The sequence below is a fragment of the Solicola agrisoli genome, from assembly GCF_049059935.1.
Classification (GTDB): Bacteria; Actinomycetota; Actinomycetes; order Propionibacteriales; family Nocardioidaceae; genus JAURVT01.
The window spans coordinates 12987-35721 of record NZ_JBMGQR010000043.1 but is presented as its reverse complement, the minus strand read 5'-3'; the positions used below and the strand labels follow the sequence as shown (position 1 = coordinate 35721).

Annotated in this window: 22 protein-coding genes; 12 read left to right on the top strand and 10 right to left on the bottom strand. The window is 72.0% G+C overall.

The features are described from left to right. Positions 1–1748, top strand: a 1748-nt coding sequence (locus ACI6PP_RS14980) for a DEAD/DEAH box helicase (RefSeq protein ID WP_421112406.1), incomplete at its 5' end; no start/stop codon positions are given. A gap of 4 nt (positions 1749–1752) precedes the next feature. Here ACI6PP_RS14980 and ACI6PP_RS14975 read toward each other — a convergent pair. The 3 genes from ACI6PP_RS14975 to ACI6PP_RS14965 form a co-directional block, all read right to left on the bottom strand. After that, entirely contained in the window at positions 1753–2535 is a 783-nt protein-coding gene (locus tag ACI6PP_RS14975) for an SDR family NAD(P)-dependent oxidoreductase (protein ID WP_421112405.1), read from the bottom strand. Between the two features lie 64 nt (positions 2536–2599). Next, positions 2600–3367 carry a VOC family protein gene (locus ACI6PP_RS14970; protein WP_421112404.1) on the bottom strand — a complete coding sequence of 256 codons (768 nt, stop codon included), beginning with the start codon at positions 3365–3367 and terminating at the stop codon, positions 2600–2602. 66 nt (positions 3368–3433) lie between these two features. After that, positions 3434–4051 (bottom strand): hypothetical protein, encoded by a 618-nt coding sequence (locus ACI6PP_RS14965; RefSeq protein ID WP_421112403.1) that lies wholly within the window; start codon positions 4049–4051, stop codon positions 3434–3436. A 104-nt stretch (positions 4052–4155) separates the two neighbouring features. On the opposite strand from ACI6PP_RS14965, the gene ACI6PP_RS14960 reads away from it, so the two are divergent. Together ACI6PP_RS14960 and ACI6PP_RS14955 are read left to right on the top strand one after the other, a co-directional pair. Further along, entirely contained in the window at positions 4156–5124 is a 969-nt protein-coding gene (locus ACI6PP_RS14960; RefSeq protein WP_421112402.1) for a peptidoglycan-binding domain-containing protein, read from the top strand. A gap of 85 nt (positions 5125–5209) precedes the next feature. Beyond that, the gene (locus ACI6PP_RS14955) at positions 5210–6703 is read left to right on the top strand and encodes a SulP family inorganic anion transporter (protein WP_476712940.1); all 1494 of its coding nucleotides are present in this window, start codon (positions 5210–5212) and stop codon (positions 6701–6703) included. Between the two features lie 9 nt (positions 6704–6712). Here ACI6PP_RS14955 and ACI6PP_RS14950 read toward each other — a convergent pair whose 3' ends face one another. Beyond that, positions 6713–8533 carry an NAD(P)-binding domain-containing protein gene (locus ACI6PP_RS14950; protein WP_421112401.1) on the bottom strand — a complete coding sequence of 607 codons (1821 nt, stop codon included), beginning with the start codon at positions 8531–8533 and terminating at the stop codon, positions 6713–6715. 127 nt (positions 8534–8660) lie between these two features. Between ACI6PP_RS14950 and ACI6PP_RS14945 the strand changes: the two genes are divergently transcribed. Further along, positions 8661–9029: a hypothetical protein gene (locus ACI6PP_RS14945; RefSeq protein ID WP_421112400.1), complete on the top strand. Its 369-nt coding sequence runs from the start codon at positions 8661–8663 to the stop codon at positions 9027–9029. Positions 9030–9138: 109 nt separating this feature from the next. On the opposite strand, the gene ACI6PP_RS14940 is transcribed toward ACI6PP_RS14945, so the two are convergent. The 3 genes from ACI6PP_RS14940 to ACI6PP_RS14930 are packed head-to-tail and all read right to left on the bottom strand — an operon-like array spanning position 9139 to position 11788. Then, the gene (locus ACI6PP_RS14940; protein WP_421112399.1) at positions 9139–9810 is read right to left on the bottom strand and encodes a DsbA family oxidoreductase; all 672 of its coding nucleotides are present in this window, start codon (positions 9808–9810) and stop codon (positions 9139–9141) included. A 39-nt stretch (positions 9811–9849) separates the two neighbouring features. Further along, complete coding sequence (locus tag ACI6PP_RS14935) at positions 9850–10494, bottom strand: hypothetical protein (RefSeq protein WP_421112398.1); 645 nt, start codon at positions 10492–10494, stop codon at positions 9850–9852. Between the two features lie 25 nt (positions 10495–10519). Further along, entirely contained in the window at positions 10520–11788 is a 1269-nt protein-coding gene (locus ACI6PP_RS14930) for a hypothetical protein (protein ID WP_421112397.1), read from the bottom strand. A gap of 214 nt (positions 11789–12002) precedes the next feature. On the opposite strand from ACI6PP_RS14930, the gene ACI6PP_RS14925 reads away from it, so the two are divergent. Next, entirely contained in the window at positions 12003–12860 is an 858-nt protein-coding gene (locus tag ACI6PP_RS14925) for a matrixin family metalloprotease (RefSeq protein ID WP_421112396.1), read from the top strand. 98 nt (positions 12861–12958) lie between these two features. Here the strand turns inward: ACI6PP_RS14925 and ACI6PP_RS14920 are convergent, their stop codons facing one another. Further along, positions 12959–15844, bottom strand: a complete 2886-nt coding sequence (locus ACI6PP_RS14920) for a vitamin B12-dependent ribonucleotide reductase (RefSeq protein WP_421112395.1) — start codon at positions 15842–15844, stop codon at positions 12959–12961. Between the two features lie 75 nt (positions 15845–15919). Beyond that, entirely contained in the window at positions 15920–16411 is a 492-nt protein-coding gene (nrdR, locus tag ACI6PP_RS14915) for a transcriptional regulator NrdR (RefSeq protein WP_421112394.1), read from the bottom strand. A 451-nt stretch (positions 16412–16862) separates the two neighbouring features. On the opposite strand from nrdR, the gene ACI6PP_RS14910 reads away from it, so the two are divergent. Next, positions 16863–17357 (top strand): hypothetical protein, encoded by a 495-nt coding sequence (locus tag ACI6PP_RS14910; protein ID WP_421112393.1) that lies wholly within the window; start codon positions 16863–16865, stop codon positions 17355–17357. Between the two features lie 4 nt (positions 17358–17361). Here ACI6PP_RS14910 and ACI6PP_RS14905 read toward each other — a convergent pair whose 3' ends face one another. Next, positions 17362–18636: a hypothetical protein gene (locus tag ACI6PP_RS14905; protein WP_421112392.1), complete on the bottom strand. Its 1275-nt coding sequence runs from the start codon at positions 18634–18636 to the stop codon at positions 17362–17364. A gap of 161 nt (positions 18637–18797) precedes the next feature. Here ACI6PP_RS14905 and ACI6PP_RS14900 point away from each other — a divergent pair, with 161 nt between their 5' ends. The 6 genes from ACI6PP_RS14900 (at position 18798) to ACI6PP_RS14875 (ending at position 22661) form a co-directional block, all read left to right on the top strand. Continuing rightward, positions 18798–19352, top strand: a complete 555-nt coding sequence (locus tag ACI6PP_RS14900; RefSeq protein ID WP_421112391.1) for a DUF6318 family protein — start codon at positions 18798–18800, stop codon at positions 19350–19352. Positions 19353–19711: 359 nt separating this feature from the next. Beyond that, entirely contained in the window at positions 19712–20227 is a 516-nt protein-coding gene (locus tag ACI6PP_RS14895) for a hypothetical protein (protein WP_421112390.1), read from the top strand. Positions 20228–20283: 56 nt separating this feature from the next. After that, on the top strand, positions 20284–20586 hold the full coding sequence (locus ACI6PP_RS14890; RefSeq protein ID WP_421112389.1) for a DUF4235 domain-containing protein: 303 nt from the start codon (positions 20284–20286) through the stop codon (positions 20584–20586). After that, positions 20571–20990, top strand: a complete 420-nt coding sequence (locus ACI6PP_RS14885; protein ID WP_421112388.1) for a DUF3253 domain-containing protein — start codon at positions 20571–20573, stop codon at positions 20988–20990. Before ACI6PP_RS14890 ends, ACI6PP_RS14885 begins: the two co-directional genes overlap by 16 nt. Before the next feature lie 54 nt (positions 20991–21044). Next, positions 21045–21986, top strand: a complete 942-nt coding sequence (locus ACI6PP_RS14880) for an alpha/beta hydrolase (RefSeq protein WP_421112387.1) — start codon at positions 21045–21047, stop codon at positions 21984–21986. Between the two features lie 87 nt (positions 21987–22073). Next, on the top strand, positions 22074–22661 hold the full coding sequence (locus ACI6PP_RS14875; RefSeq protein ID WP_421112386.1) for a Dps family protein: 588 nt from the start codon (positions 22074–22076) through the stop codon (positions 22659–22661). The last annotated feature ends 74 nt before the right edge of the window (positions 22662–22735 follow it).

Here is a 22735-nt window from a genome sequence, read left to right as displayed (position 1 = left end):
GCCGCGAGGCCAAGCCCTACTGGTGGTCGTGGTTCGAGCGGCTGCGCGCACCCGTCGAGGAGCTCGCCGCCGACGCCGACGTGCTCGTCGCCACCGACGCGCGCGTCGTCGAGCCCTGGGGCATCACCGCCCCGAAGCAGAAGAAGCCGCGCCGGGTCGTCGAGCTCACCGCCACCCTCACCGAGGGGTCGCGGGTCGCCGTCGGGTCGTCGCTCAAGGGTCTCTACGACGCCGGCACCGCGACGATGAGGCGTCCGAGCGTGGACGGCCGGGCCGTCGGCGGCACGGTCAAGGTCGTCGGCCTCGACGTCGCCGTCGACGGTCGTGCGGTCGTCCGGGTCGAGGAGACGCTCGACGGCGACCCGCACGACCTGCGCCCCGTGGCCTTCGTCCCCGACGACGCGCCGCCCGCCGCCGACAAGATCGCCCAGGCGGCGGCCGACCTCGCGTCCGAGGTGCTGAGCTCCCTGCCCACGCTGCCGCCGAGCCCGGCCGTCGACGTCGCCCGCCGCCGGCCGCCCCGCCTGCTCGGCGGCGGCCCCCTTCCGCCGGTGGCGGACGGGCCCGACGGCTACGTCGACGCCGTCACCGACGCCGTCCGCCGCCTCGACCGCTCCTACCTGGCCGTGCAGGGGCCGCCCGGGTCGGGCAAGACCCACGTCGGCTCGCACGTCGTCGCCCGGCTCGTCGCCGACGGGTGGTCGGTCGGCGTCGTCGCGCAGTCGCACACCGTCGTGGAGAACCTCCTCGGACGCGTCGTGGCCGCGGGCGTCGACCCCTCGCTCGTCGCCAAGGCCAAGCGGCCGGGCGACCTGCGCGCCCACCCCTGGCCCAGCACCGACACCAAGCACTACGCGTCGTTCATCGCCGACCACGCCGGCACCGGGTGCGTCGTCGGCGGCACCGCCTGGACGTTCGCCAACGCGAGCCAGGTGCCCCGCGGGTCGCTCGACCTGCTCGTGGTCGAGGAGGCCGGGCAGTTCTCGCTCGCCGACACCGTCGCCGACTCGGTGGCGGCGCCACGGCTGCTGCTGCTCGGCGACCCGCAGCAGCTGCCGCAGGTCAGCCAGGGCACGCACCCCGTCCCGGTCGACACCTCCGCCCTGGCCTGGGTGGCCGACGGCCACGACACGCTGCCGCCGCGCCTCGGCTACTTCCTCGAGCGCTCCTGGCGCATGCACTCGGCCCTGTGCGCCAAGGTGTCGCACCTCGCCTACGACGGTCTGCTGCACTCGCAGGTCGAGGTCACCGACGTCCGCCGCCTCGACGGCGTCGACCCGGGCGTCCACGAGGTGCTCGTGGAGCACGCGGGCCGGTCGAGCCGGTCACCCGAGGAGGCCGACGCGGTCGTCGACCTCGTCCGCCGGCACCTCGGCACCGCGTGGACCGACGGCGACACCCGTCCGCTCGGTCCGGACGACGTGCTCGTGGTCGCGCCCTACAACGCGCAGGTGCGCACGATCGCCGAGCATCTGGCCGCGGCCGGCCTCGGCGGGGTCAAGGTGGGCACGGTCGACAGCTTCCAGGGACGGGAGGCGGCCGTCGTCATCGTGTCGATGACGGCGTCGAGCGCCGACGACGTGCCCCGCGGCCTGGAGTTCCTGCTGTCGCGCAACCGCCTGAACGTCGCCGTCTCCCGCGGCCAGTGGTGCGCCTACGTGGTGCGCTCCCCCGCCCTGACCGAGCACCTCCCGGCGTCGCCGCCGCGGCTCGCCGAGCTCGGCGCGTTCCTCGGCCTGCTCGGCTGACGCGTCAACCGATCGCGCGCACCACGCCGCCGTCGACGCGCAGCGCCGCGCCGGTGGTGGCCGACGCCTGGGGCGAGCAGACGTAGGTGACCATCGCGGCCACCTCGGACGGCTCGGCGAACCGCTGGATCAGCGAGCTCGGGCGGTCCTCGGCGAAGAACCGGGCCTGCTTGTCCTCGAACGACCCGTCTCGCCCGGCGAGCATCGCCTCGACACCCTCGGTGCGGGTGGGGCCGGGCAGCACCGAGTTGGCGGTGACGCCCGAGGCGGGGTACGACTCGGCGATGCCGCGGGCCACGGCGAGCATGGCGGTCTTGGAGACCCCGTAGTGCACCATCTCGGCGGGGATGTGCAGGGCGCTCTCGCTGCTGATGAACACCACCCGGCCCCAGCCTCGGTCGACCATGCGCGGCACGTGGTGCCGCGCGAGCCGCACCCCGCTCATCACGTTAACGTCCCACACCTGCTGCCACGCGTCGTCGCCGATCTCGGCGAACGGGGTGGGCTCGAAGACGCCGGCGTTGGCGACGAGCACGTCGACGTCGGGCTCGGCCGCGACGAGGGTCGCGACCCCGTCGGCGGTGCCGATGTCGGCGACGGCGCCGCGCACGTCGGCGCCGGGCACCTGGTCCCGGACGGCGGCCAGGGCGTCGTCGACGCGCTGCTGGGTGCGTCCGTTGACGAGCACGGTGGCACCGGCCCCGGCGAGGCCGACGGCCACCGCCAGTCCGATGCCGGCCGTGGACCCGGTGACGAGGGCGGTCCTGCCGGTGAGGTCGATGTTCATGGGTCCGATCCTCGTCGCGCCCGGCCGCCGGGGCACGTCGAGGACCGGTGCCGTCGACCGCGGCTCACCCGTGCAGCTTGAACGCGGCTCCCGTGGGGTCGGCGACGGTGGCCAGCCGTCCGTACGGCGTGTCCTGCGGCGCCTCGACGACCGTGCCCCCGAGGCGCTCGACCTCGACCACGGCGGCGTCGACGTCGTCCACGCGGAAGTAGACCGCCCAGTGCGAGGGCGCCTGATCGGCAGGGAGTCTCCCGCCGTCCATCAGGCCGGCCACCTCGGTGTCGCCCACCTTGGCGGTGAAGTAGCGGAAGTCGTCGGTGTCGGACACCGGCTCGAGCTGCCAGCCGAACACCTCGCGGTAGAACGACGTGGCGGAGGCGAAGTCGCGGGTGAGCAGCTCCTCCCACGACGGGCTGCCGGGCTCGTCGTGCTTGGTGTAGCCGATGTGCCGACCTGGCTGCCAGAGTCCGAACGCCGCGCCGGCGGGGTCGACGAGCACGGCCATCGAGCCGAGGTCGCCGACGGCCATCGCCGGGGCGACCACGGTGGCGCCGGCCTTCTCGGCGACGGCGGCGGTGGCCTCCGCGTCGTCGACGGTGACGTAGACCGTCCACGTGTCGGGGGTGCCGGCCTCGCCGGAGTTGTGCATCATGCCGGCCACCTGGTGGCCGTCGGAGGTGAAGTTGCCGTACCCGCCGAACTCCGGCGGGCCGGGCTCGAACGTCCACCCGAGGACGGCGCCGTAGAACTCGGCCGCCCGGGCGGTGTCGGAGCTGAAGAGGTCGACCCAGCTGGGCGTGCCAGCGGGGAACGGGGTGTCGCGAGTGGGCATCGGGGTCCCCTGTCGTCGGTGGTGCCGATCAACCTAGACCCGGCCACCTACGGCGCGCCAGGGTCGTCAGGAGCGTCCAGGTGCCTTCAGTCCGCAGGCGCGCAGCTCGAGGTCGGCCAGCGCCCGCACGGCCTCGGGGTCGCGCCGGCGCCAGGCGTCGGCGGCGTCGGGGTGCAGCCTCGCGAGGGCGGTGAGTGGCTGGCGTGCCAGCGCTCTCAACGCGAACAGGTCGAGGTCGCCGGAGGTGCGCAGCACCCGCTGGGCGGCAGTGGCCTCGCGGACGAACGCCACCCGCCAGGGCAGCCACTTCACCAGCACCACGAGGACGGCGAGCACCACGATCGCGACGGTGAGCACGGTGGCCAGGCTCTGCGCGGCCTCCTGCGCCCCGCGCCCGGCTCCGGAGATCGCACGCGCGGCGTCGCTGGCCTTGTCGAACGGCCCGCGGACGTCGTCCCCGACCAGCGGGACCTGATCGATGCGCCGCCCCGCCGCCGACATCTGCCGCGCGAGGTCGTTGCCGGCGGCCTCGACGCGCAGACCCGGCGCGCCGAGGGCCGACACCCGCTGGTGCACCTCGACGGCCAACCGCACCCACACCGCCACCCACACCACGACACCGAGGTCGGCCACCACCTGCCAGGTACGGCGGGCGGGTGTCTCGGCGTAGAGCGTCGGTGTCATCGAGTCAGTCAAGCAGCGGGCCCCGTCGCGCGCCCGACGTCGTTCACCCGCCGTGCACCCGCGGGTGGGTTTGGGTGGTGCGGCCGGTGGGCAGCCTGTCGACCATGACCACCGACACCCTGTCCACGGGACGCGCGCGCCGGCTGCTGACCGTCCTCGTCCTCACCGCCGTCGCCGCGTTCGGGCTGACGCTCACCGCGCCGCCGGCGAGCGCGGCGACCTACCCGACCCTGTCCCAGGGCTCGAGCGGGCCGGACGTCCGGTCGCTGCAGCACCTGCTCGGCTCGCGTGGCAGCTCGACCACCGCCGACGGCGTGTACGGCAGCGGGACGGCCGCCGCCGTCACGGCGTTCCAGCGCTCGGCGGGCCTGAGCGCCGACGGTGTCGCCGGGCCGGCGACGTTCTCCGCGCTCGTCACCACGGTCCGTCAGGGCAGCACCGGGCAGGCCGTCCAGGCGCTCCAGGTGCAGCTCAACAAGCACGGGGCCTCGCTGGCCACCGACGGCGACTTCGGATCCGGCACCGCCGCCGCCGTCCGCAGCTTCCAGTCCGGGGCGGGGCTGTCGGCCGACGGCGTCGTGGGTCCGCAGACCTGGCAGGCGCTGCTCGGCGGCGGCGGCTCGGGCGGCGGCACCCCGGGCGACGACTACGCGTCGCTCTCGCCGGAGCAGAAGCAGAACGCCCGCACGATCATCGGCGTCGGCAAGGGTGCGAACGTGCCCGAGCGGGGATGGGTGGTCGCGCTGGCCACCGCGATGCAGGAGTCGACGCTCATCAACGTCACCTACGGCGACCGCGACTCGCTCGGCCTGTTCCAGCAGCGCCCGTCCCAGGGCTGGGGCACCAACGCGCAGGTCAGCGACCCGGTGCTCGCGTCCAAGGCCTTCTACGGCGTCGCGAGCCACACGCCCAACCCGGGTCTGCTCGACATCAGCGGCTGGCAGCAGATGACCATCACCCAGGCGGCGCAGGCCGTCCAGCGCTCGGCCTACCCCGACGCCTACGCGAAGTGGGAGACCCTCGCCCGCGACATCGTCGCCAACGAGGCGGGATCGGTGTCGCCGATCGGCTAAGGCGTCCCGGGTGTTCTCATAGGGGGTGCGCGGCGCCCCGTCGTGGCAGCCGCGCACCCCGTCTCGAGAACCCCGTGGAGCCTGCGTGTCGTCGTCCTCTGCTGCCGTCACGCCCGACGTGACGTCGGTGCGTGCCGCCCTGCGCTCCCCGCGCGCCCTCAAGACCGAGGTCCTCGCCGGTCTCGTCGTGGCCCTCGCCCTGATCCCCGAGGCCATCTCGTTCTCGATCATCGCCGGCGTCGACCCCCGCGTCGGACTGTTCGCCTCGTTCACGATGGCCGTCTCGATCGCCGTCCTCGGCGGCCGTCCCGCCATGATCTCGGCCGCGACGGGCGCCGTCGCGCTCGTCATCGCCCCGGTGGTGCGCGACCACGGGCTCGACTACCTCCTGGCGACGGTCGTGCTCGGCGGCCTGATGCAGGTGGCGATGGGACTGCTCGGCGTCGCCCGCCTGATGCGGTTCGTCCCGCGCAGCGTGATGGTCGGGTTCGTCAACTCGCTGGCCATCCTCATCTTCATGGCGCAGCTGCCGCAGCTGGTCGACGTCCCGTGGGCCGTCTACCCGATGGTCGCGGTGGGCCTGGCGATCATCGTCTTGCTCCCCCGCCTCACCACCGTCGTGCCGTCGCCGCTGGTGGCGATCGTCCTGCTGACGGCGGTCACGCTCGTCGCGGCGATCGACGTGCCGGACGTCGGCGGCGAGGGCGCCCTGCCGGACAGCCTGCCCGGCTTCGTCCTGCCCGACGTGCCGCTGACGCTCGAGACCCTGCGCATCATCGCGCCGTACGCGCTGGCGATGGCGCTCGTCGGCCTGATGGAGTCGCTGATGACGGCCAAGCTCGTCGACGACGTCACCGACACCGGCTCGGACAAGAAGCGCGAGGCCTGGGGCCAGGGCGCGGCCAACGTCATCACCGGGTTCACCGGCGGCATGGGCGGCTGCGCGATGATCGGCCAGACGATGATCAACGTGAAGGTCTCCGGTGCGCGCACGAGGATCTCGACCTTCCTGGCCGGCACCTTCCTGCTGGTCCTCGTCGTGGCGCTCGGGGACGTCGTGGCGCTCATCCCGATGGCCGCGCTGGTCGCCGTCATGGTGATGGTGTCGGTGGCGACCTTCGACTGGCACAGCATCCGGCCGGCGACGCTGCGACGGATGCCCCGCTCGGAGCTGGCGGTGATGCTCGTGACCGTCGCCGTCGTCGTGTGGACCCACAACCTCGCCATCGGCGTCGTCGTGGGCGTGGTGGTCGCGATGGTGCTCTTCGCCCGACGCGTCGCCCACTTCACCCAGGTGGTCGAGGCCGAGCCCGAGGGCGACGCCCGCGTCTTCCGCGTGGTCGGCGAGCTGTTCTTCGCCTCGAGCAACGAGCTGGTCGACCAGTTCGACTACGCCGCGGGCGGCCCGCGCGTGGTGATCGACCTGAGCGAGTCGCACATCTGGGACGCGTCGACGGTCGCCACCCTCGACGCCATCGAGACCAAGTACGCGGCGCGCGGCACCGCCGTCGAGGTGCGCGGCCTCAACACCGCGAGCGCGGAGCGTCGCAACCGGTTGAGCGGGCACCTCGACGGCTGAAACCATGCCTCACCCGGTGTGGTGCACCTCCTGGAGCCCGTAGACCGGGGTGGGGATGTCCTCGGCGCGGGCCTTGAGCTGCAGCGCCAGGTAGAGCGAGTAGTGCCGCGACTGGTGCAGGTTGCCCCCGTGGAACCACAGGTGCTCCTGCTGGGTGGGCTTCCACATGTTGCGCTGCTCGCCCTCCCACGGGCCGGGGTCCTTGGTGGTCTCCGAGCCCAGACCCCAGACCTTGCCCACCGTGTCGGCGACCTCCTGGCTGATCAGGTCGGCGGCCCAGCCGTTCATCGAGCCGTACCCGGTGGCGTAGACGACGAGGTCGGCCTCGAGCTCGGTGCCGTCCTCCAGCACCACGGCGTGCTCGGTGAGGTGGTCGACCTGGCCGTGCGCGAGCTTGACGTCGCCGTTCGCGACGAGGTCGGCCGACCCGACGTCGATGTAGTAGCCCGACCCGCGTCGCAGGTACTTCATGAACAGGCCGGAGCCGTCGTCGCCCCAGTCGTGGCGGAAGCCGGCGGCCTCCAGGCGGTCGTAGAACTCCTGGTCGCGCTCGCGGATCGCGTCGTACACCGGGATCTGGAACTGGTGCATGATCCGGTACGGCAGCGACGCGAACGTCAGGTCGGCCTTCTCGGTGGTCATGCCGGCGTCGAGGGCGCGCTCGGAGTACAGGTCACCCAGGCCGAGGTCCATCAGCGACTCGGACTTGACGATGTGCGTGGGCGTCCGCTGCACCATCGTCACGTCGGCGCCCTTCTCCCACAGGGCCCCGCAGATGTCGAACGAGGAGTTGTTCGAGCCGATCACGACGGCCTTCTTGCCGGCGTAGGCGTCGGGGCCGGGGTGGGCGGAGGAGTGGTGCTGGTCGCCGCGGAACACGTCCATGCCCGGGTAGTCCGGGACGTTGGGCTTGCCGGACATGCCGGTGGCCAGCACCAGGTGCTTGGGGCGCAGGACGACGGGCTGGCCGTCGCGCTCGACCTCGACCTTCCACTCCCCCAGCGCCTCGTCGTAGGTGGCGTTCTTGGCCTCGGTGCTCGACCAGTAGTTGAGCTCCATGATCTTGGTGTACGACTCGAGCCAGTCGGCGATCTTGTCCTTGGGGGCGAACACCGGCCAGTTGTCGGGGAACTTGATGTAGGGCAGGTGGTCGTACCAGACGGGGTCGTGCAGGCAGAGGGACTTGTAGCGGCTGCGCCACTGGTCGCCCGGTCGCGAGCGCTTGTCGATGACGATCGCCGGCACATCGAGCTGACGCAGCCGCGCGCCGAGGGCGATGCCGCCCTGCCCACCGCCGATCACCAGGACGTAGGGCTGCGTCTGGTAGCCGAGCTCGGCGGCCTCGCGCTCGCGCTTCTCGCTCCAGGTCTCGCGGTCGCGGTTGGCGCCGTGCTCGGCACCCATCGGGCGCCCCGTCCGCTGCGGCTCCTCGTGGCCCTTGAGCTCGTACAGGGTGGTGAGCAGCGTCCACGCGCCCTCGTCGGTGAGGCGGAGCAGGCCCTTGCCGCGACCCACCGCGGTCTCGAACCCGATCCACGCCGTGGTGACGCCATCGGCCTCGTCGGCGGGCTCGAGGGTGTGGAACCCCGACGGGTCGGTGTCGTCGAGGCGCTCGCGGAGCAGGTCGGTGATCTCGTCGCGGCCCTCGACGGTCTTGAGGTTCCAGGTGAACGCGACCAGGTCGCGCCAGTAGCTGTCGGTCGCGAACATCCCGGCGGCCTTCTCGACGTCGCGCGCGGCCAGTGCCGCCTCGAAGTCCGCGAGCCACGCGTCGACCCGCTGCTGGGCGGGGCTCGTGGTGTCGGAGGGTCGTTCCAGGGTCTCGGTCATGGCGTCCGCCTCTCGTGCTGGGGTGTGCGCCAGATCACACCACGTCCGGCCGACGGAGGCGAGGGTTGCACGGGGTTGCAGCGCGTGACGCCGTCGGCTCGGCGACGCACCGTGGCAGGCTTGAACCATGCACGAGGAGCCGGACGCGCTGCCCCCGCTGCCGCACCTCGCGGCCCAGCTCGAGTGGGCCACCAGGTACGACGCCTACACCCGGCTGGCCAAGGGCCCCGCCGAGCTCGCCGAGGTGCTGCGGCCGGCCCGCGAGCAGTGGTCCGAGCTCGGGTGGGTGCCCGAGTGGTGCGGCCTGGACCTGCTGCGTGGCTGGGCGTTCTTCCTGCAGCGCACCGACCACCACAACGACGCCCTGACCTTCGACCCCGAGACGCGGCGCGAGTGGGTCTACGTGCTGCAGGCCGTGGCCGAGCATCCCGCCGCCCGTTGGCGCGACCGTCCGCCCGGCGTCGAACGCCGCGCACCCGAGCCCGAGGGCGACTAGGCGTCGCCGTCCGGGACGTCGGCGTCGGCGGGCTGCGTGACCGGGACGGCGCACACGCCGTCGACGCACGTGCCGGCGTCGTCGTCGCCGACCTTGGTGAAGGGGCCGGTCACGACTGCGCCTCGGTGCGATCGGCGACCGCGGTGGCGAGGGCCTGGGCGAAGGTGTCGGGGTCCTGCGCGCCGGAGACGCCGTAGCGGCCGTCGACGACGAAGAACGGGACGCCGTTGATGCCGTAGGCCCGCGCCTGGTCGATGTCGGCCTGCACGTCGCCCGCGTACCGGCCGTCCTCGAGGGCTGCCCGCGCCTCGTCGGCGTCCAGACCGACGTCGGTCGCGAGCGCGACGAGGTCGTCGACGCGTCCGACGTGGCGGCCCTGCTCGAAGTACGCCTTGAGCAGGCGCTCCTTCATCGGCTCCTGCAGGCCGTGCGCCTTGGCGTGGTGGAGCAGCTCGTGGGCCTTGAGGGTCTTGGTGTGGCGGAGCGCGTCGAAGTCGTAGTCCAGGCCGACCGACGCGGCGATCTCACCGACCTGCGTCAGCATCTGCTGCACCTGCGCGGCGTCCATGCCCTTGTGGTGGGCGAGGAAGTCGACCTCCGAACCGTCGGAGTCGACGGGGGTGTCGGGCGCGAGCTCGAAGGAGTGGTACTCGACCTCGACGTCGGCAGAACCGTCCGTCGTGGCGTACCGGCGCACGCCCTCCTCGAACTTGCGCTTGCCGATGTAGCACCAGGGGCACGCGACGTCGGACCAGATGTCGACCTTGACGGTGGGGTTCACGCCTGGTGGAACCATCGGTCGGTGTCGCGCATTCCTCCGTCAGAGGGCCGAGACGACCAGCGCCACGGACGCCCCGAGCCCGACGCCGACGAGGAAGCCCGCAGCACCGAAGGCGGCCGCCGCGGCGTACCCGCCGATGACGGACCCGTCCGTGGGCACGGCCCAGGCCGTCCAGCGGGGATCCTGGCCCGCCAGGTGCCGCAGGTGGGCGTCGGCGCCGGCGTCGAGCAACGCGACGTCAGGGCGCCGAGGGTGCAGGTGGACGAGGTGGTGGCTGCCCCTGCGGAGCTCGTCGGCGAGGACTCGCGGCGGGTGGAGCGCCACCCGCCGAGCACCGGCCTCGGGCAGGAGTGCCGTCATCACGACGACGTCACGGCGCCGGCGCACCACCACCGCCGGCACCGGGCGTGCGAGCGGCACCGCGCCGGACGTCAGCTCGCGGGTGCCCTCGTCGACCGAGGCGACGAGTCGTCGGTCCTCGCGACGCGCCACCGAGACGGTGACGACGTTGGCGATGATCGACGTGACCAGCGCGACCACCATCACCGTGCCAAAAGCCAGGGGCGAGACCTCACCGGCGACGACCACCGGGATGGCCCCGACGAGCATGCCGCCCGGGACGAGCTGCCCGAACGCCACGGCCCGTGTGTACGCGCGGGCATCGTTCAGCGTCGGCGGACCCATGCCGTGACGGTATCCGCCCTCGGTGTCAGTCGGCGCAGGCGTCGAGAAGCGCCCGCGAGCGGGGCTTGGCGAAGGTCGGGGTGTGGTGGTGCACGTGACGCCAGACCTCGGCGTGCCGGGGACCGGTCCGATGCCTGCGGAGCGCCTCGAACGGGGATGCCTCGACGATCGGCGGCACGAGCAACGGGGTCAGGCCCGCGGGCGCCTGGGGGCTCGTCCCGAGCATCCGTCCGATGGTGTCGAAGGTGAGGATGGCGTCCAGCTCCAGCTCACCGACTCCGAGGGGGACCAGCTCGGCGACGGCCTCGGCGTCGCCCGGGCTCGTCTCGGCGAGGAAATCCGCGGTCGGCTGCTCCCCGAACCCGAACGGAGATCGGCGTCCGAGCTCGCAAGACAGGTCCGTCGCCTCCCTCGCCGCGAAGCCGCGCGGTAGTCGGCCGAGGTCGACCGCGTCCCTGAGGACGGCCAGGACCCGCGGCACCGAGAGGTCGCCGTCGGCGAGCGTGCGGGCGGTCGTCTCGTCGATCGGCAGGGGCGGGGACTCGAACAGGTGGCCGGGGTCGTCGTCCACCGCCACGATCCGCCCCAACCACGCCTGGTCGACCGGGACCTCCGAGGCCATGCCGAGGTGGACGACACGGGTCGAGGTGTGCGTGTGCAGGTCGCGGACCTCGAGCGCGCCGGCGGTGAGGTGACCCGCGACGTAGACGCCCCATGGCGCCTCGACCCAACGACGGACGCCCCGGGCGCGGTCGGTGAGCGCGGGCACCGCCCGAGCCGCGAGGAAGGCCCCGAGGCCACCCAGCTCGAACACCCCGATCTGGTTGGCGAGCCAGTTGGCGTAGTAGCCGTCGACGGCCCTGCGGGCGTAGGCCCCGAAGTCCTCCCCCGGGCCGGGCGCCTCGGTCGGCGGCACGGCGAACGCGGTCTGGTCGAGAGCCGGCGCCAGACGTCCGGCGGGGTCACGGGGCAGCCACCGCTGGGCCTGCCGGGCCACCCAGCGGTCGTAGACCCAGGACGGCGCGCACCCGACGTCCTCCAGCCGGGCGACCTCGAGCAGGTCCAGGATCGCCGCCGGCGACGAGGGCAGACCACCCTCGCGCTCGAACATCCGGCGGGCACCCGCCGCGTCACCGCTGCGCTCGAACCCGTCCAGCTCGTCGACGAGTGCCTGCTGCTCCGGCGGCAGCTCGTGCATCGAGCGAGCCAGCCGCTCGGCTCGGTCGCGTCGTCGACGCGCGCGTTGGCGATCGGGTCCGGGACGGCGGGCGCGGCGGGTGCGTGAGGTGGGCATGGATCCAGGCTCGGAGTCGCGTGGCGCCGGCACGAGAGGCGTCACGGGATCTGTGGACAGACCACGCCGGGCGGAGGACCTGTGGACCTGGAGCGGGCTCAGGACAACGTCGCGTGGGGCCGACGTCGTCTGGATCCCGTGGTCGACCTCGGTCCTGCACGTTCTGGCACGAGAACGCTGTTCCGGGACCTATCCTCCTCGCGAGGAACGGAGCGTGATGGTGCAGCTCGGGACGCACACCCGGCGACCCGGGGCCGACGACGGGCTCGCGGGTGCTCGTCGGCGACGACGTCGCGCGACGTCGACCCTCGCCGGGATCGTCGTGCTCGTCGGGACCGCCGTGGTCGTCGGCGAGGTGTCTGACGAGGACGGCGGCGCGAAGGTCGTCGCCGCCGAGTCCTCGCCCAGCGCGCCCGCCACCGCGCCTGCCCCACCGTCCACCGCCGGCCCCAGCCGGGCGGCAACCGTCGAGCCGGACGGGTACGAGGTGCTGGAGCTCCAGGCCGACGGGTCGCCCATCAGGTGGAGCTCATGCCACCCGATCCCCTACGTCGTGTCCGGCGACGCTCCTCGCGGCAGCACGAAGATCGTCGCTGCGGCGGTCGCCAAGATCGAGCGGGCGACCGGACTGGACCTGGTGTCCGAGGGCCGGACCACCGAGGTCGTCTCAGGTGTCCGTCCCTCGTGGCAACCCGATCGGTACGGCGCGCGCCACGCCCCGGTGCTGATCTCGTGGACCGACGAGGTGACGGTTCCGGGTCTGAAGGATCTGGCCGGCTACGCCCTACCGGTCTCGATGCCCGACGAGTCGGGCGAGTCGATGATGTACGTGACCGGCACCGTCACGCTCGACCGCGACTACGTCGACGACCTGCTGACGACGTACGGCGCCCAGGGTCGCGCCGCCGCCACCTCGCTGGTGATGCACGAGCTCGGCCACCTGATGGGTCTGGACCACGTCGACGACCGCCGACAGGTCATGCATGCCGAGTCGTTCGCCCAGACCCGTTGGGGAGACGGCGACCGACGCGGCTTGACTGCCGCCGGCGCAGGCCCCTGCCTGAACCCCTAGCCCGACGTCGCACGCTCGACGCGCGCCGTCCTCACACGCCCGAGAGCCCGGACCGACAGACGTCGATCCGGGCCCTCGGGGCGTTGCTGGGCGCAGCGTCAGCTGCAGCCGGAGGTGCTGCCGCAGCCCTCGCAGACGTGGCACGAGCCGGCGGGGCGCATCTTGGTGCCGCAGGTGAAGCACAGCGGGCTGTCGACCGCGGAGCCGGTGATGGACTCCAGCAGCTCGGCCGAGGTGTGCGCGGTGGCCGGGGCCGGCTTGGCGGCGTCGGCGACGACCTTGGCGTCGGCCGCGGGGACCTGGGCCTCGGTCGCCAGCTCGTCCTTCACCACGGCCGAGGTGGCCGGGGCGTCGTCTGCCGACGTCAGGGACTCGACCTCCGAGAAGGACTCGACGAGCTCGTACGAGCCGGTCTCGAGCTGACGCTGGCGCTCCTCGGCGGTGTGGATGCCCATCGCCGAGCGGGTGTCGAACGGCAGGTAGTCCAGCGCGAGGCGGCGGAAGATGTAGTCCATGATCGACTGGCTCATCCGCACGTCGGCGTCGTCGGTCAGGCCGGCGGGCTCGAAGCGCAGGTTGGTGAACTTGCCGACGAACGTCTCCAGCGGGACGCCGTACTGCAGGCCGATCGAGACCGCGATCGAGAAGGCGTCCATCACGCCGGCCAGGGTCGAGCCCTGCTTGCCGAGCTTGAGGAAGACCTCGCCGAGCTCGCCGTCGGTGTAGGAGCCCGAGGTCATGTAGCCCTCGGCACCGCCCACGGTGAACGACGTGGTGATCGACGGGCGCGACTTGGGCAGACGCTTGCGGACCGGCTTCTCGACGACGACGGTCTTGACCTCGTCGGCGACCTTGTCGGCCTTCTTGGCCTTGGCGTCGGCCAGGGGCTGGCCGACCTTGCAGTTGTCGCGGTAGACCGCGAGCGCCTTGAGGCCGAGCTTCCAGCCCTGGAAGTAGACGTCCTGGATCTCCTCGACGGTGGCGTCCTCGGGGAGGTTGACCGTCTTGGAGATGGCGCCCGAGAGGAACGGCTGCGCGGCGGCCATCATCCGGACGTGGCCCATGGGCTTGATGGAGCGCTCACCCATGGCGCAGTCGAAGACCTCGTAGTGCTCGGTCTTGAGGCCGGGTGCGTCGATGACGTGGCCGTGCTCGCCGATGTACTCGACGATCGCCTCGACGGTCTCCTCGGCGTAGCCGAGCTTGCGCAGCGCCACCGGGATCGTCTGGTTGACGATCTGCATGGAGCCGCCGCCGACGAGCTTCTTGAACTTGACCAGCGAGAAGTCGGGCTCGATGCCGGTGGTGTCGCAGTCCATCATGAAGCCGATGGTGCCGGTGGGCGCGAGCACCGAGGCCTGCGAGTTGCGCCAGCCGTTGGCGGTGCCGATCTCGAGGTTCTTGGCCCACTGCTTGGTGGCCTCGCGGTGCACGGCGATGTCCATCGTGTGAAGCGTGCGGATGGTGTCGTTGGCCGCCTGGTGCTTGCGCATGACGCGGGTGTGGCCCGCCTCGTTCTGCGCGAAGCCGTCGTACGGGCCGACGACGCCGGCCAGCTCGGCCGAGCGCCGGTACGAGGTGCCGGTCATCAGCGAGGTGATGGCGCCGGCGAACGCGCGGCCGCCGTCGGAGTCGTAGGCCAGGCCGGACGCCATGAGCAGCGCGCCGAGGTTGGCGAAGCCGATGCCGAGCTGGCGGTAGGCGCGGGTGGTGTCGCCGATCGCCTCGGTCGGGAAGTCGGCGAAGCAGATCGAGATGTCCATCGCGGTGATGATCAGCTCGGTGGCCTTGACGAACGTCTGGACGTCGAACGAGCCGTCCTCGTTGAGGAACTTCAGCAGGTTCAGGCTGGCGAGGTTGCACGAGGAGTTGTCCAGGTGCATGTACTCCGAGCAGGGGTTGGACGCGGTGATGCGGCCCGTCTCGGGGGTGGTGTGCCAGTCGTTGATGGTGCCGTCGTACTGGATGCCGGGGTCGGCGCAGGCCCAGGCGGCCTGGGCGATGTCGCCGAAGAGCTTCTTGGCGTCGACGGTGTCGATCACCGAGCCGTCGGTGCGGGCGCGCAGACCGAAGTCGCCGCCCTCCTCGACCGCGCGCATGAACTCGTCGTTGACCCGGACCGAGTTGTTGGCGTTCTGGTACTGCACCGACGTGATGTCGTTGCCGCCGAGGTCCATGTCGAAGCCGGCGTCGCGCAGGACGCGGATCTTGTCCTCCTCGCGGGCCTTGGTGGCGACGAACTCCTCGATGTCGGGGTGGTCGACGTCGAGGACGACCATCTTGGCCGCACGACGCGTGGCGCCGCCGGACTTGATGGTGCCCGCGGACGCGTCGGCGCCGCGCATGAAGGAGACCGGGCCCGACGCGGTGCCGCCCGAGCTGCGGAGCAGCTCCTTGGACGAGCGGATGCGCGAGAGGTTGAGGCCGGCACCGGAGCCGCCCTTGAAGATCAGGCCCTCCTCGCGGTACCAGTTCAGGATCGAGTCCATCGAGTCGTCGACGGCGAGGATGAAGCACGCTGAGACCTGCTGGGGGCTGGACGTGCCGACGTTGAACCACACGGGGCTGTTGAAGCTGAACACCTGGTGCAGCAGCATGTGCGTCAGCTCGTGCTCGAACACCTCGGCGTCGGCCGGGGTGGCGAAGTAGCCGTGGTCCTTGCCCGCCTTGACGTAGGTGAGCACGACGCGGTCGAGGAGCTGCTTGAGGCTCTGCTCGCGGTCGGCCGCACCGACGGCGCCGCGGAAGTACTTGGTGGTGACGATCGTGGACGCGTTGACGCTCCACGTGTCGGGGAACTCGACGCCCCGCTGCTCGAAGACGGTCTCGCCGGTCTTCCAGTTGGTCTGCACCACGTCGCGGCGCTCCCAGGTGACCGCGTCGTAGGGGTGCACGCCCGCGGTGGTGTACACGCGCTCGATGCTCAGGCCCTTGCCTGCGCCGGTCTTCGTGTCGCCGCTGGTGCCGTTGACGGTCTCTGTCATTGCTGCTCCCGGTTTCCCCGTAGGTAGGTGGTGCTCGTGTGGCTGTGCGGTGTGCGGTGTGCGGTGGTGCGGTGCTCAGGTGGCGCGCTGGGCGGCCTGCTGCTCGGCGATCTCGCCGTCGGCTCCCGCCGCCATGAGCGAGGCGATCTCGCTCGCGAAGTCGTCGACGGAGTCGAACTGCTTGTAGACGCTCGCGAAGCGCAGGTACGCGACCTCGTCGAGCTCCTTGAGCGGCTCGAGGACGGCCAGGCCGACCTCGTGGGCCGGGACCTCGGCGCACCCGGCCTCGCGCAGCGCGGCCTCGACCCGCTGGCCGAGGCGGGCGAGGTCGTCGGCGGACACCGGACGTCCCTTGCACGCCTTGGCGACGCCCGCGACCGCCTTGTCGCGGACGAACGGCTCGGTGGCGCCGGAGCGCTTGACGACCGTCAGCTGCATGGCCTCGACCGTGGTGAAGCGCTTCTCGCACTCCTGGCAGACCCGGCGGCGACGGATGGCGGCGCCGTCGTCGCTGACCCGGCTGTCGAGCACGCGGGTGTCGGTGTGGTGGCAGTAGGGACAGTGCACGGTGCGCCTCCTTCCGGCGGTTCGCGCGGCCCGCCCCTGGGGACGAACCTGTGGACTCCGTGTTGACCGGGACGGTTCCCCTGTGGGCGACCGGGCCGATCGTGTGGACCTAGATGTGGATAACTACATCCGTGTAAGTACTAGATGTAGGGGTGACGCTACTCCCGCGGCACCGACGGTTGCAAGCAGAATGGCGACTCGCACCGACAAATTTGTTCAGGACCTCATCACCCCAGGTCAGAGCCCCTTTCGGCCCCACGGCACGGCGTGTCATCGGTCGATCGAGGCCCGTCCGGAGCGGGCGCCGTCCCGCCGTTCCGGGACGCGACCGACCGCCCCCTCGGCACGTGTCGTCGCCCACATCGACACCTGTAGAAGAACACCGTCGGGGAGGGCCCGATTCCGCCTGGGAACCGCCCGGGGCGACCCGTCCCGGCCGTACGATCCGACGATGGACGACCGCCGCCCGCCGGGCTTCGAGGACCCCGACGGCGCCAGCCTGTGGGCGTGGCTCTTCGGTCGGCGCGAGGCTCCGGCGGCGCGCGTCCGCGTCCCCGCCGTCCGACAGGCGTGGGGACGTCCGGCCGGCGCGTCACCGCGCGCCGCACGTCCCCAGGCGGGGCCGTCGATCGGCTGGGACGGGTCGGTCGGCGCCGTCCGCGCCGTGCTGACCGTGCGCCCGGACCTGGTCGACCCCCGTGCCGTCTGGACCGAGCTCGACACCCAGTGGCGCTCGATGCTCCGGGCGATCGACCTCGAGCGGTCCGACCAGCCGGGCGGTCCCCCACCGGGCCCGGTCGTCGTCACGGTCCGCCTCGCCGACCGTCAGCTGAGCCAGGAGGTCAGGCGCTTCCTCGACGGCGTCCGGTCCAACCCAGGGTCGGAGCAGGTCCGGGCGGTCGAGGTGCAGCGGGCCCAGCCGCCGGCAGCGCCGTGGCGTCGCTGACCGCTCAGGACAGGTCGACGGCCGCGCGCACCAGGGCCGTCGTCTGCTCCACGATCGCGGCGCGCCGCGCCTCGTAGTCGGCGTCGGTGACCACACCCGCACCAGGCAGTCCGAGCACCGGCGTGTGGATGTGCCCGCCGACGTTGCCGGCCCGCTTGGCGTCGCGGAGCAGCGTGGCGCGGTAGGCGATCTCGTTGGAGAGGTAGTCGCCACCACCGCCCGAGACGGCCTCGAAGCCGGGCGTGGGTCCCTCGGTGGTGGTGCGCTCGGTGCCCGTGGCGGGGTCGCGCTCCACGATCTCGTGGTTGACCACCACCGGGTAGGCGCCGGTGCTGCGCGCGGCCATGGCGTCGACGGGCAGGTTGGTGCGGGTGAACTGCGGCTGGGGCCTCACGGTGGGCACGCCCGCGGGGATGGGGACGATGCCGGTGCGCTCGAGGTTCTCGTTGTCGCCGAACCCTCCGCGGTTGGCGCCGTTCCAGACCTCCAGGTCGAACTCGCCGGGGCTGCCCTGGCTCACGGTCGCGAGGACGTCCAGCCCGGCCTTGCCGCGACGGACGAACGGCGCGAGGGTGCGCTCGACCTCGCCGGCCGCGAAGTCGTCCCAGCGCACCGGGAACATCGCGGTCTCGACGCGCACCCAGCCGTCGTCGGTCTTGATCCGGCGTCCGTCGAGCGCCAGCGCGTTGGCTCCGGACGGGTTGCCGATGCGTGCGTCCACGTCCAGCGTGAACGGGTCGAAGCCGGTGACGATGACCCGCTTGGCGTCCTTGCCGCGCGGGACGCGGACGGTGTCCTGGCCTCGGGAGGTGGTCTCGAGGCGGTCCTGCAGGCGCGCGCGCTGCCGGGCGTCGACGCCACGGGCGGGCGTCCACTGCGCGAGGGCGGCGGTCATCGACACGCGCGCCCAGTAGAGCGGACGGTCGTCGCCGCCGGGCAGGTCGCCGGCGACCGCGGTGCGGCCCTGGGCGCGGGCGGTGGCCCACTCCCACAGGGAGTGGCCGTGCCGGACGACGACGCGCTCGGCGGCGCGGGCGTCGCGCGCACGGCACAGGTCGTCGCGGAACTTCTCCACGCGGGCGTCGGCGGTGCTGCGGCGCAGGATCTCCTGCGGCGCCGGGCGGGTGAGGCGGCCCTGCTCGACGGTGAGCGAGGCGCTCTCGTCGAAGCAGCGGGCGGTGTGGTGGGCCGTGCCGGCCGAGGCGGGGACGGAGGTGGCGACGGTGGCGACCGCGACGGCGGCGATCGTCACGAGGAAGGACGGGCGGATCGTACGCATGAGGGGTGACCTACCCGATGCGGACGAAACCAAACCCGTCGCAGGTTTGCGCCCCGTCGTTCCGGGGAATCTGGCTGTCCACAGATCGCGGAACAGGGCTGCCCCACGAGCGTCGCCGGCGCTAGCGTGACCGGACCAGCCGAGGACTCGGGAGCAGACGGATGCGAATCAACGCCTTCGTGACCACCGCCGCGCTGGCGTGCGTCCTGCTCGCCGGCTGCACCGACGACCCGGTCGGCCCCGTCGACGGCGACACCTCCGCCCCCACCACCTCGGCCTCCCCCACCCCCACCGGCCCTACGCCCCCTCCCCTCCCCGACGCCGCCAAGGCGGATACGGCCGACGGGGCGGTCGCGTTCGTGCAGTACTACATCAAGCTCCTCAACTACGCCGCGAACACCGGAGATGTAGCGCCCCTCAGGTCGACATCGCGAAACTGCACCGGCTGTGAGACTTATGCCGATGGCTACGAGAAGATCTACGCAGCCGGTGGCAACCTCAACAGTCCCGGCTGGCAGCCGGTCTCGCCCATTGGTCGAGTAGAAGGCGACCGGGTCACGGTCGTGACCGAAGTCAAGGCTGGCGCTGTTACTTCGGTGCCGAGCGCCGGGGCCAGTCCGCAATTGGGCAGCGACGCTACTTACTCACTTCGTTTCCAGGTGGAGCGCGTCGGAGATGCGTGGCGAGTGGTCGTGTTTCAAGGCGAGACCGTATGAGCCGGCTGCCGAAGTGGTGCACGTTCGTTCTCGTGGCTGCAATTCTTGTGCTCGCGGTCGCACCAGCAGCGGGCGCCGATGGCGTGAATCCCGATGCGCCCGGCCAGGGAGGTTTCAACCTCGAAGGGACGAAGTCTCGAGAAGGGACGTCCTCAGGCGGCAAGCAGCAGGGACCGACCGAGCCTGACGCTCAGATTCCGTCTACCAAGACTGATACCGGTCCTCCGTGGCAGTACGAATGGCGGACGGCCTGCGCGAGCCGCGGGACTGACGTCGCTTGCGCAGCTGCACAAGTCTGTCCCGAGCCCGGGCAGACGCAGTGGTTGCTGTTCGGGCGCCCGGTCGGAGGACCATGGGAGATGCTCGGAACCTCCTGCGGTGCCGTCCCACCGCCCGTCCCCACGAGCCCGGCCGACCTCCCGCCCGAGGTCCGGCCGCAGGTCACGCCCGGCATCGTCCTCACCGAGGTCCGACGGATCGGGCTGCCGACGCTCGACATCCAGATCCAGCCCGCCGGCCAGACCCTGGTCAACTTCGACACGATCTTCTACGCGCAGGAACCGACCTTCGAGCGCAACGTCGACCTGCTGGGCTACGACGTCGACATCGTCGCCGAGGCCACCACCTACACCTGGCACGCCGGCGACGGCACCACCACCCGCACCAGCGACCCCGGCGGGCCCTACCCCAACAAGGACGTCACCCACCGCTACACCCGCACCACCGAGGCCGTCAGCCCCCGCGTCGACGTGACCTACCAGGTGCAATTCCGCGTCGACGGAGGCGAGTGGGAGACGATCGACCAACCGCTCACCGCCACCGGGCAGTCCGCCACCCTCGCCGTCCGCGAGGCCGCCCCCGTCCTCACCAGCTGACGTCGCCCGCGTCCTTCGCCGCTGCGGACGGGCGTGCCAGCCGATAGCGTCGGAGGATGAGCGCACCCGCGGAGAAGAAGGCCAGCACGTCCGCCAAGATCCTGTACCGCCCGTTCGGTCTCGTGTCGTCGATCCTGGGCGGTCTCCTGGCGAGCGCGATCTTCAAGCAGGTCTGGAAGCGCGCCTCGCCCGGCGACAAGACCGACCCGCCCAAGCCCCTGGAGTCGGAGTACCCGATCAAGGAGCTGATGGTCGCCGCACTCATCCAGGGCGCCATCTACTCCGTGGTCAAGGCCTCGATCGACCGCGGCGGTGCCCGGCTGTTCGAGCGCTGGACCGGCGAGTGGCCCGGCAGCTGACGGGCTCGCGCGGTCGCCGCGGCCGCACCGGCGGCGCGTCCACGCACCCGTCCAAGACGTGCGCGTCGTGCGGCCGCACCATCGAGTGGCGCAAGAAGTGGGAGCGCGACTGGGACCAGGTCCGCTACTGCTCCGACGGCTGCCGCAGACGGGGTGTCTCGAGCAAGGACGAGGAGCTCGAGCGCACCATCCTCACGCTCCTGGACGCACGTGCGCGGGACGCGACCATCTGCCCCAGCGAGGCCGCCCGCGCCGTTGGCGGGGACGACTGGCGCGACCTGATGGAGCCGGCACGCGCCGCGGCTCGTCGGCTCGTCGACCGTGGCGACGTCCAGATCACCCAGCGCGGCCAGGTCGTCGACCCGTCGACCGCCCGCGGACCGATCCGCATCCGCCGCACCTGACCTCCGGGCCGATGGCCTAGGTTGGTCGGGCCCCACGCCCGTGAAAGGACCCCGATGGCCCTCGACGACGCCACCCAGCAGTACCTCGACACGATGATCGAGAAGCAGCCGGTGCCCACCCACGAGCTGACGCCCGAGCAGGCCCGGGCCAACGAGGCCGACACCACGGCGCTGATCGCGGCCGGCCCCGAGCTCGCCCGGGTCGAGGACGGCGAGCTCGTCGCCCAGGGCGGCCACACCTTCCGCACCCGCACGTTCGTGCCCGAGGGCGACGTCGCCGCGGTCATCGCGTTCTTCCAGGGCGGCGGCTGGGTCACCGGCACGCTCGAGCGGTACGACACCGTCGCGCGCGAGCTCGCTCGCCGCAGCGGCTGCGCCGTCGTCGTGGTCGAGTACCGCAAGGCGCCCGAGTTCCCCTTCCCGGCCGCGGTCGACGACAGCTGGCAGGCGCTGCGCTGGGTCTCCGAGCACCTCGTCGACATCGCCGGTTCCAGGGTCCCGCTGGTCGTCGCCGGCGACAGCGCCGGCGGCAACCTCGCCGCCGTCATGGCGATGCGGGCCCGCGACACCGGCGAGGTCCAGGTCGCGTTCCAGGTGCTGGTCTACCCGGTGACGAACTTCGACCTCGACACCCGCAGCTACCTCGAGCAGTCCAACCAGCTGATGCTGCGCCGCGAGACCATGGCCTGGTACTGGGACCACTACCTGCCCGACGCCGACAAGCGCGACCACCCCGACGCCTCGCCCCTGCAGGCCCCTGACCGACGCAACCTGCCGCCGGCCATCGTCCTGCTCGCCGAGCACGACGTCCTCCGCAACGAGGGGGACGCCTACGCCGACGGCCTGCGCCGCGCCGGCGTCGCCGTCGAGCAGCGCACGATCGCCGGCCAGATGCACGGGTTCTTCCCGCTGTTCGGCGTGCTGCCGGGCAGCCTCGAGGCCGTCGAGTGGATCGCCACCGAGGTCCAGAGCTCCCTGGACGAGCTCGACTCCTGACGAGCCCTCCAGCGTGTGAGCCGGGGCACGCAGGCTAGGCCACCCTCACGACGTGCGACCGCCCGAAGCGGGTCGTACGGTCGAGACATGGCTACCAACACCAGCAAGCGCCCGAACGCGGGCACCTACACCGTTCCCGGTCTCGCCGTGGAGGACGGCCAGAAGGTCGCCAGCATCCTGCAGGACCGACTGAACGCCCTCAACGACCTGGCCCTGACGCTCAAGCACGTGCACTGGAACGTCGTCGGACCGCACTTCATCGCGGTCCACGAGATGATCGACCCGCAGGTCGACGAGGTCCGTGCCGCGATCGACGAGACCGCCGAGCGCATCGCGACGCTGGGTGCGTCGCCGCTCGGCACACCCGGCGAGATCGTCAAGAGCCGCACCTGGGACGACTACACGCTCAACCGCGCCACCACCAACGAGCACCTCGGCGCGCTCGACATGGTCTACGACGGGGTCCTCGCCGACCACCGTCGCGCCCAGGAGCAGATCTCCGACATCGACGCGATCACCGAGGACATGCTCATCGCCCACATCCGCGGCATGGAGCTGTTCCAGTGGTTCGTCCGCGCCCACCTCGAGGGCACCGACGGGAGCCTGTCCACCGGGACGGCGACCAGCGAGACCGACGCCGCCGCCTCGGCGTCGAGCGCTGCCAGCGAGAGCTGACAGCCCCTGATCCGGCGCCGTTCCTGGTTCCGGCCCCGCAGCACGGCCGTCGTCACCCCCGGGTGGCGGCGGCC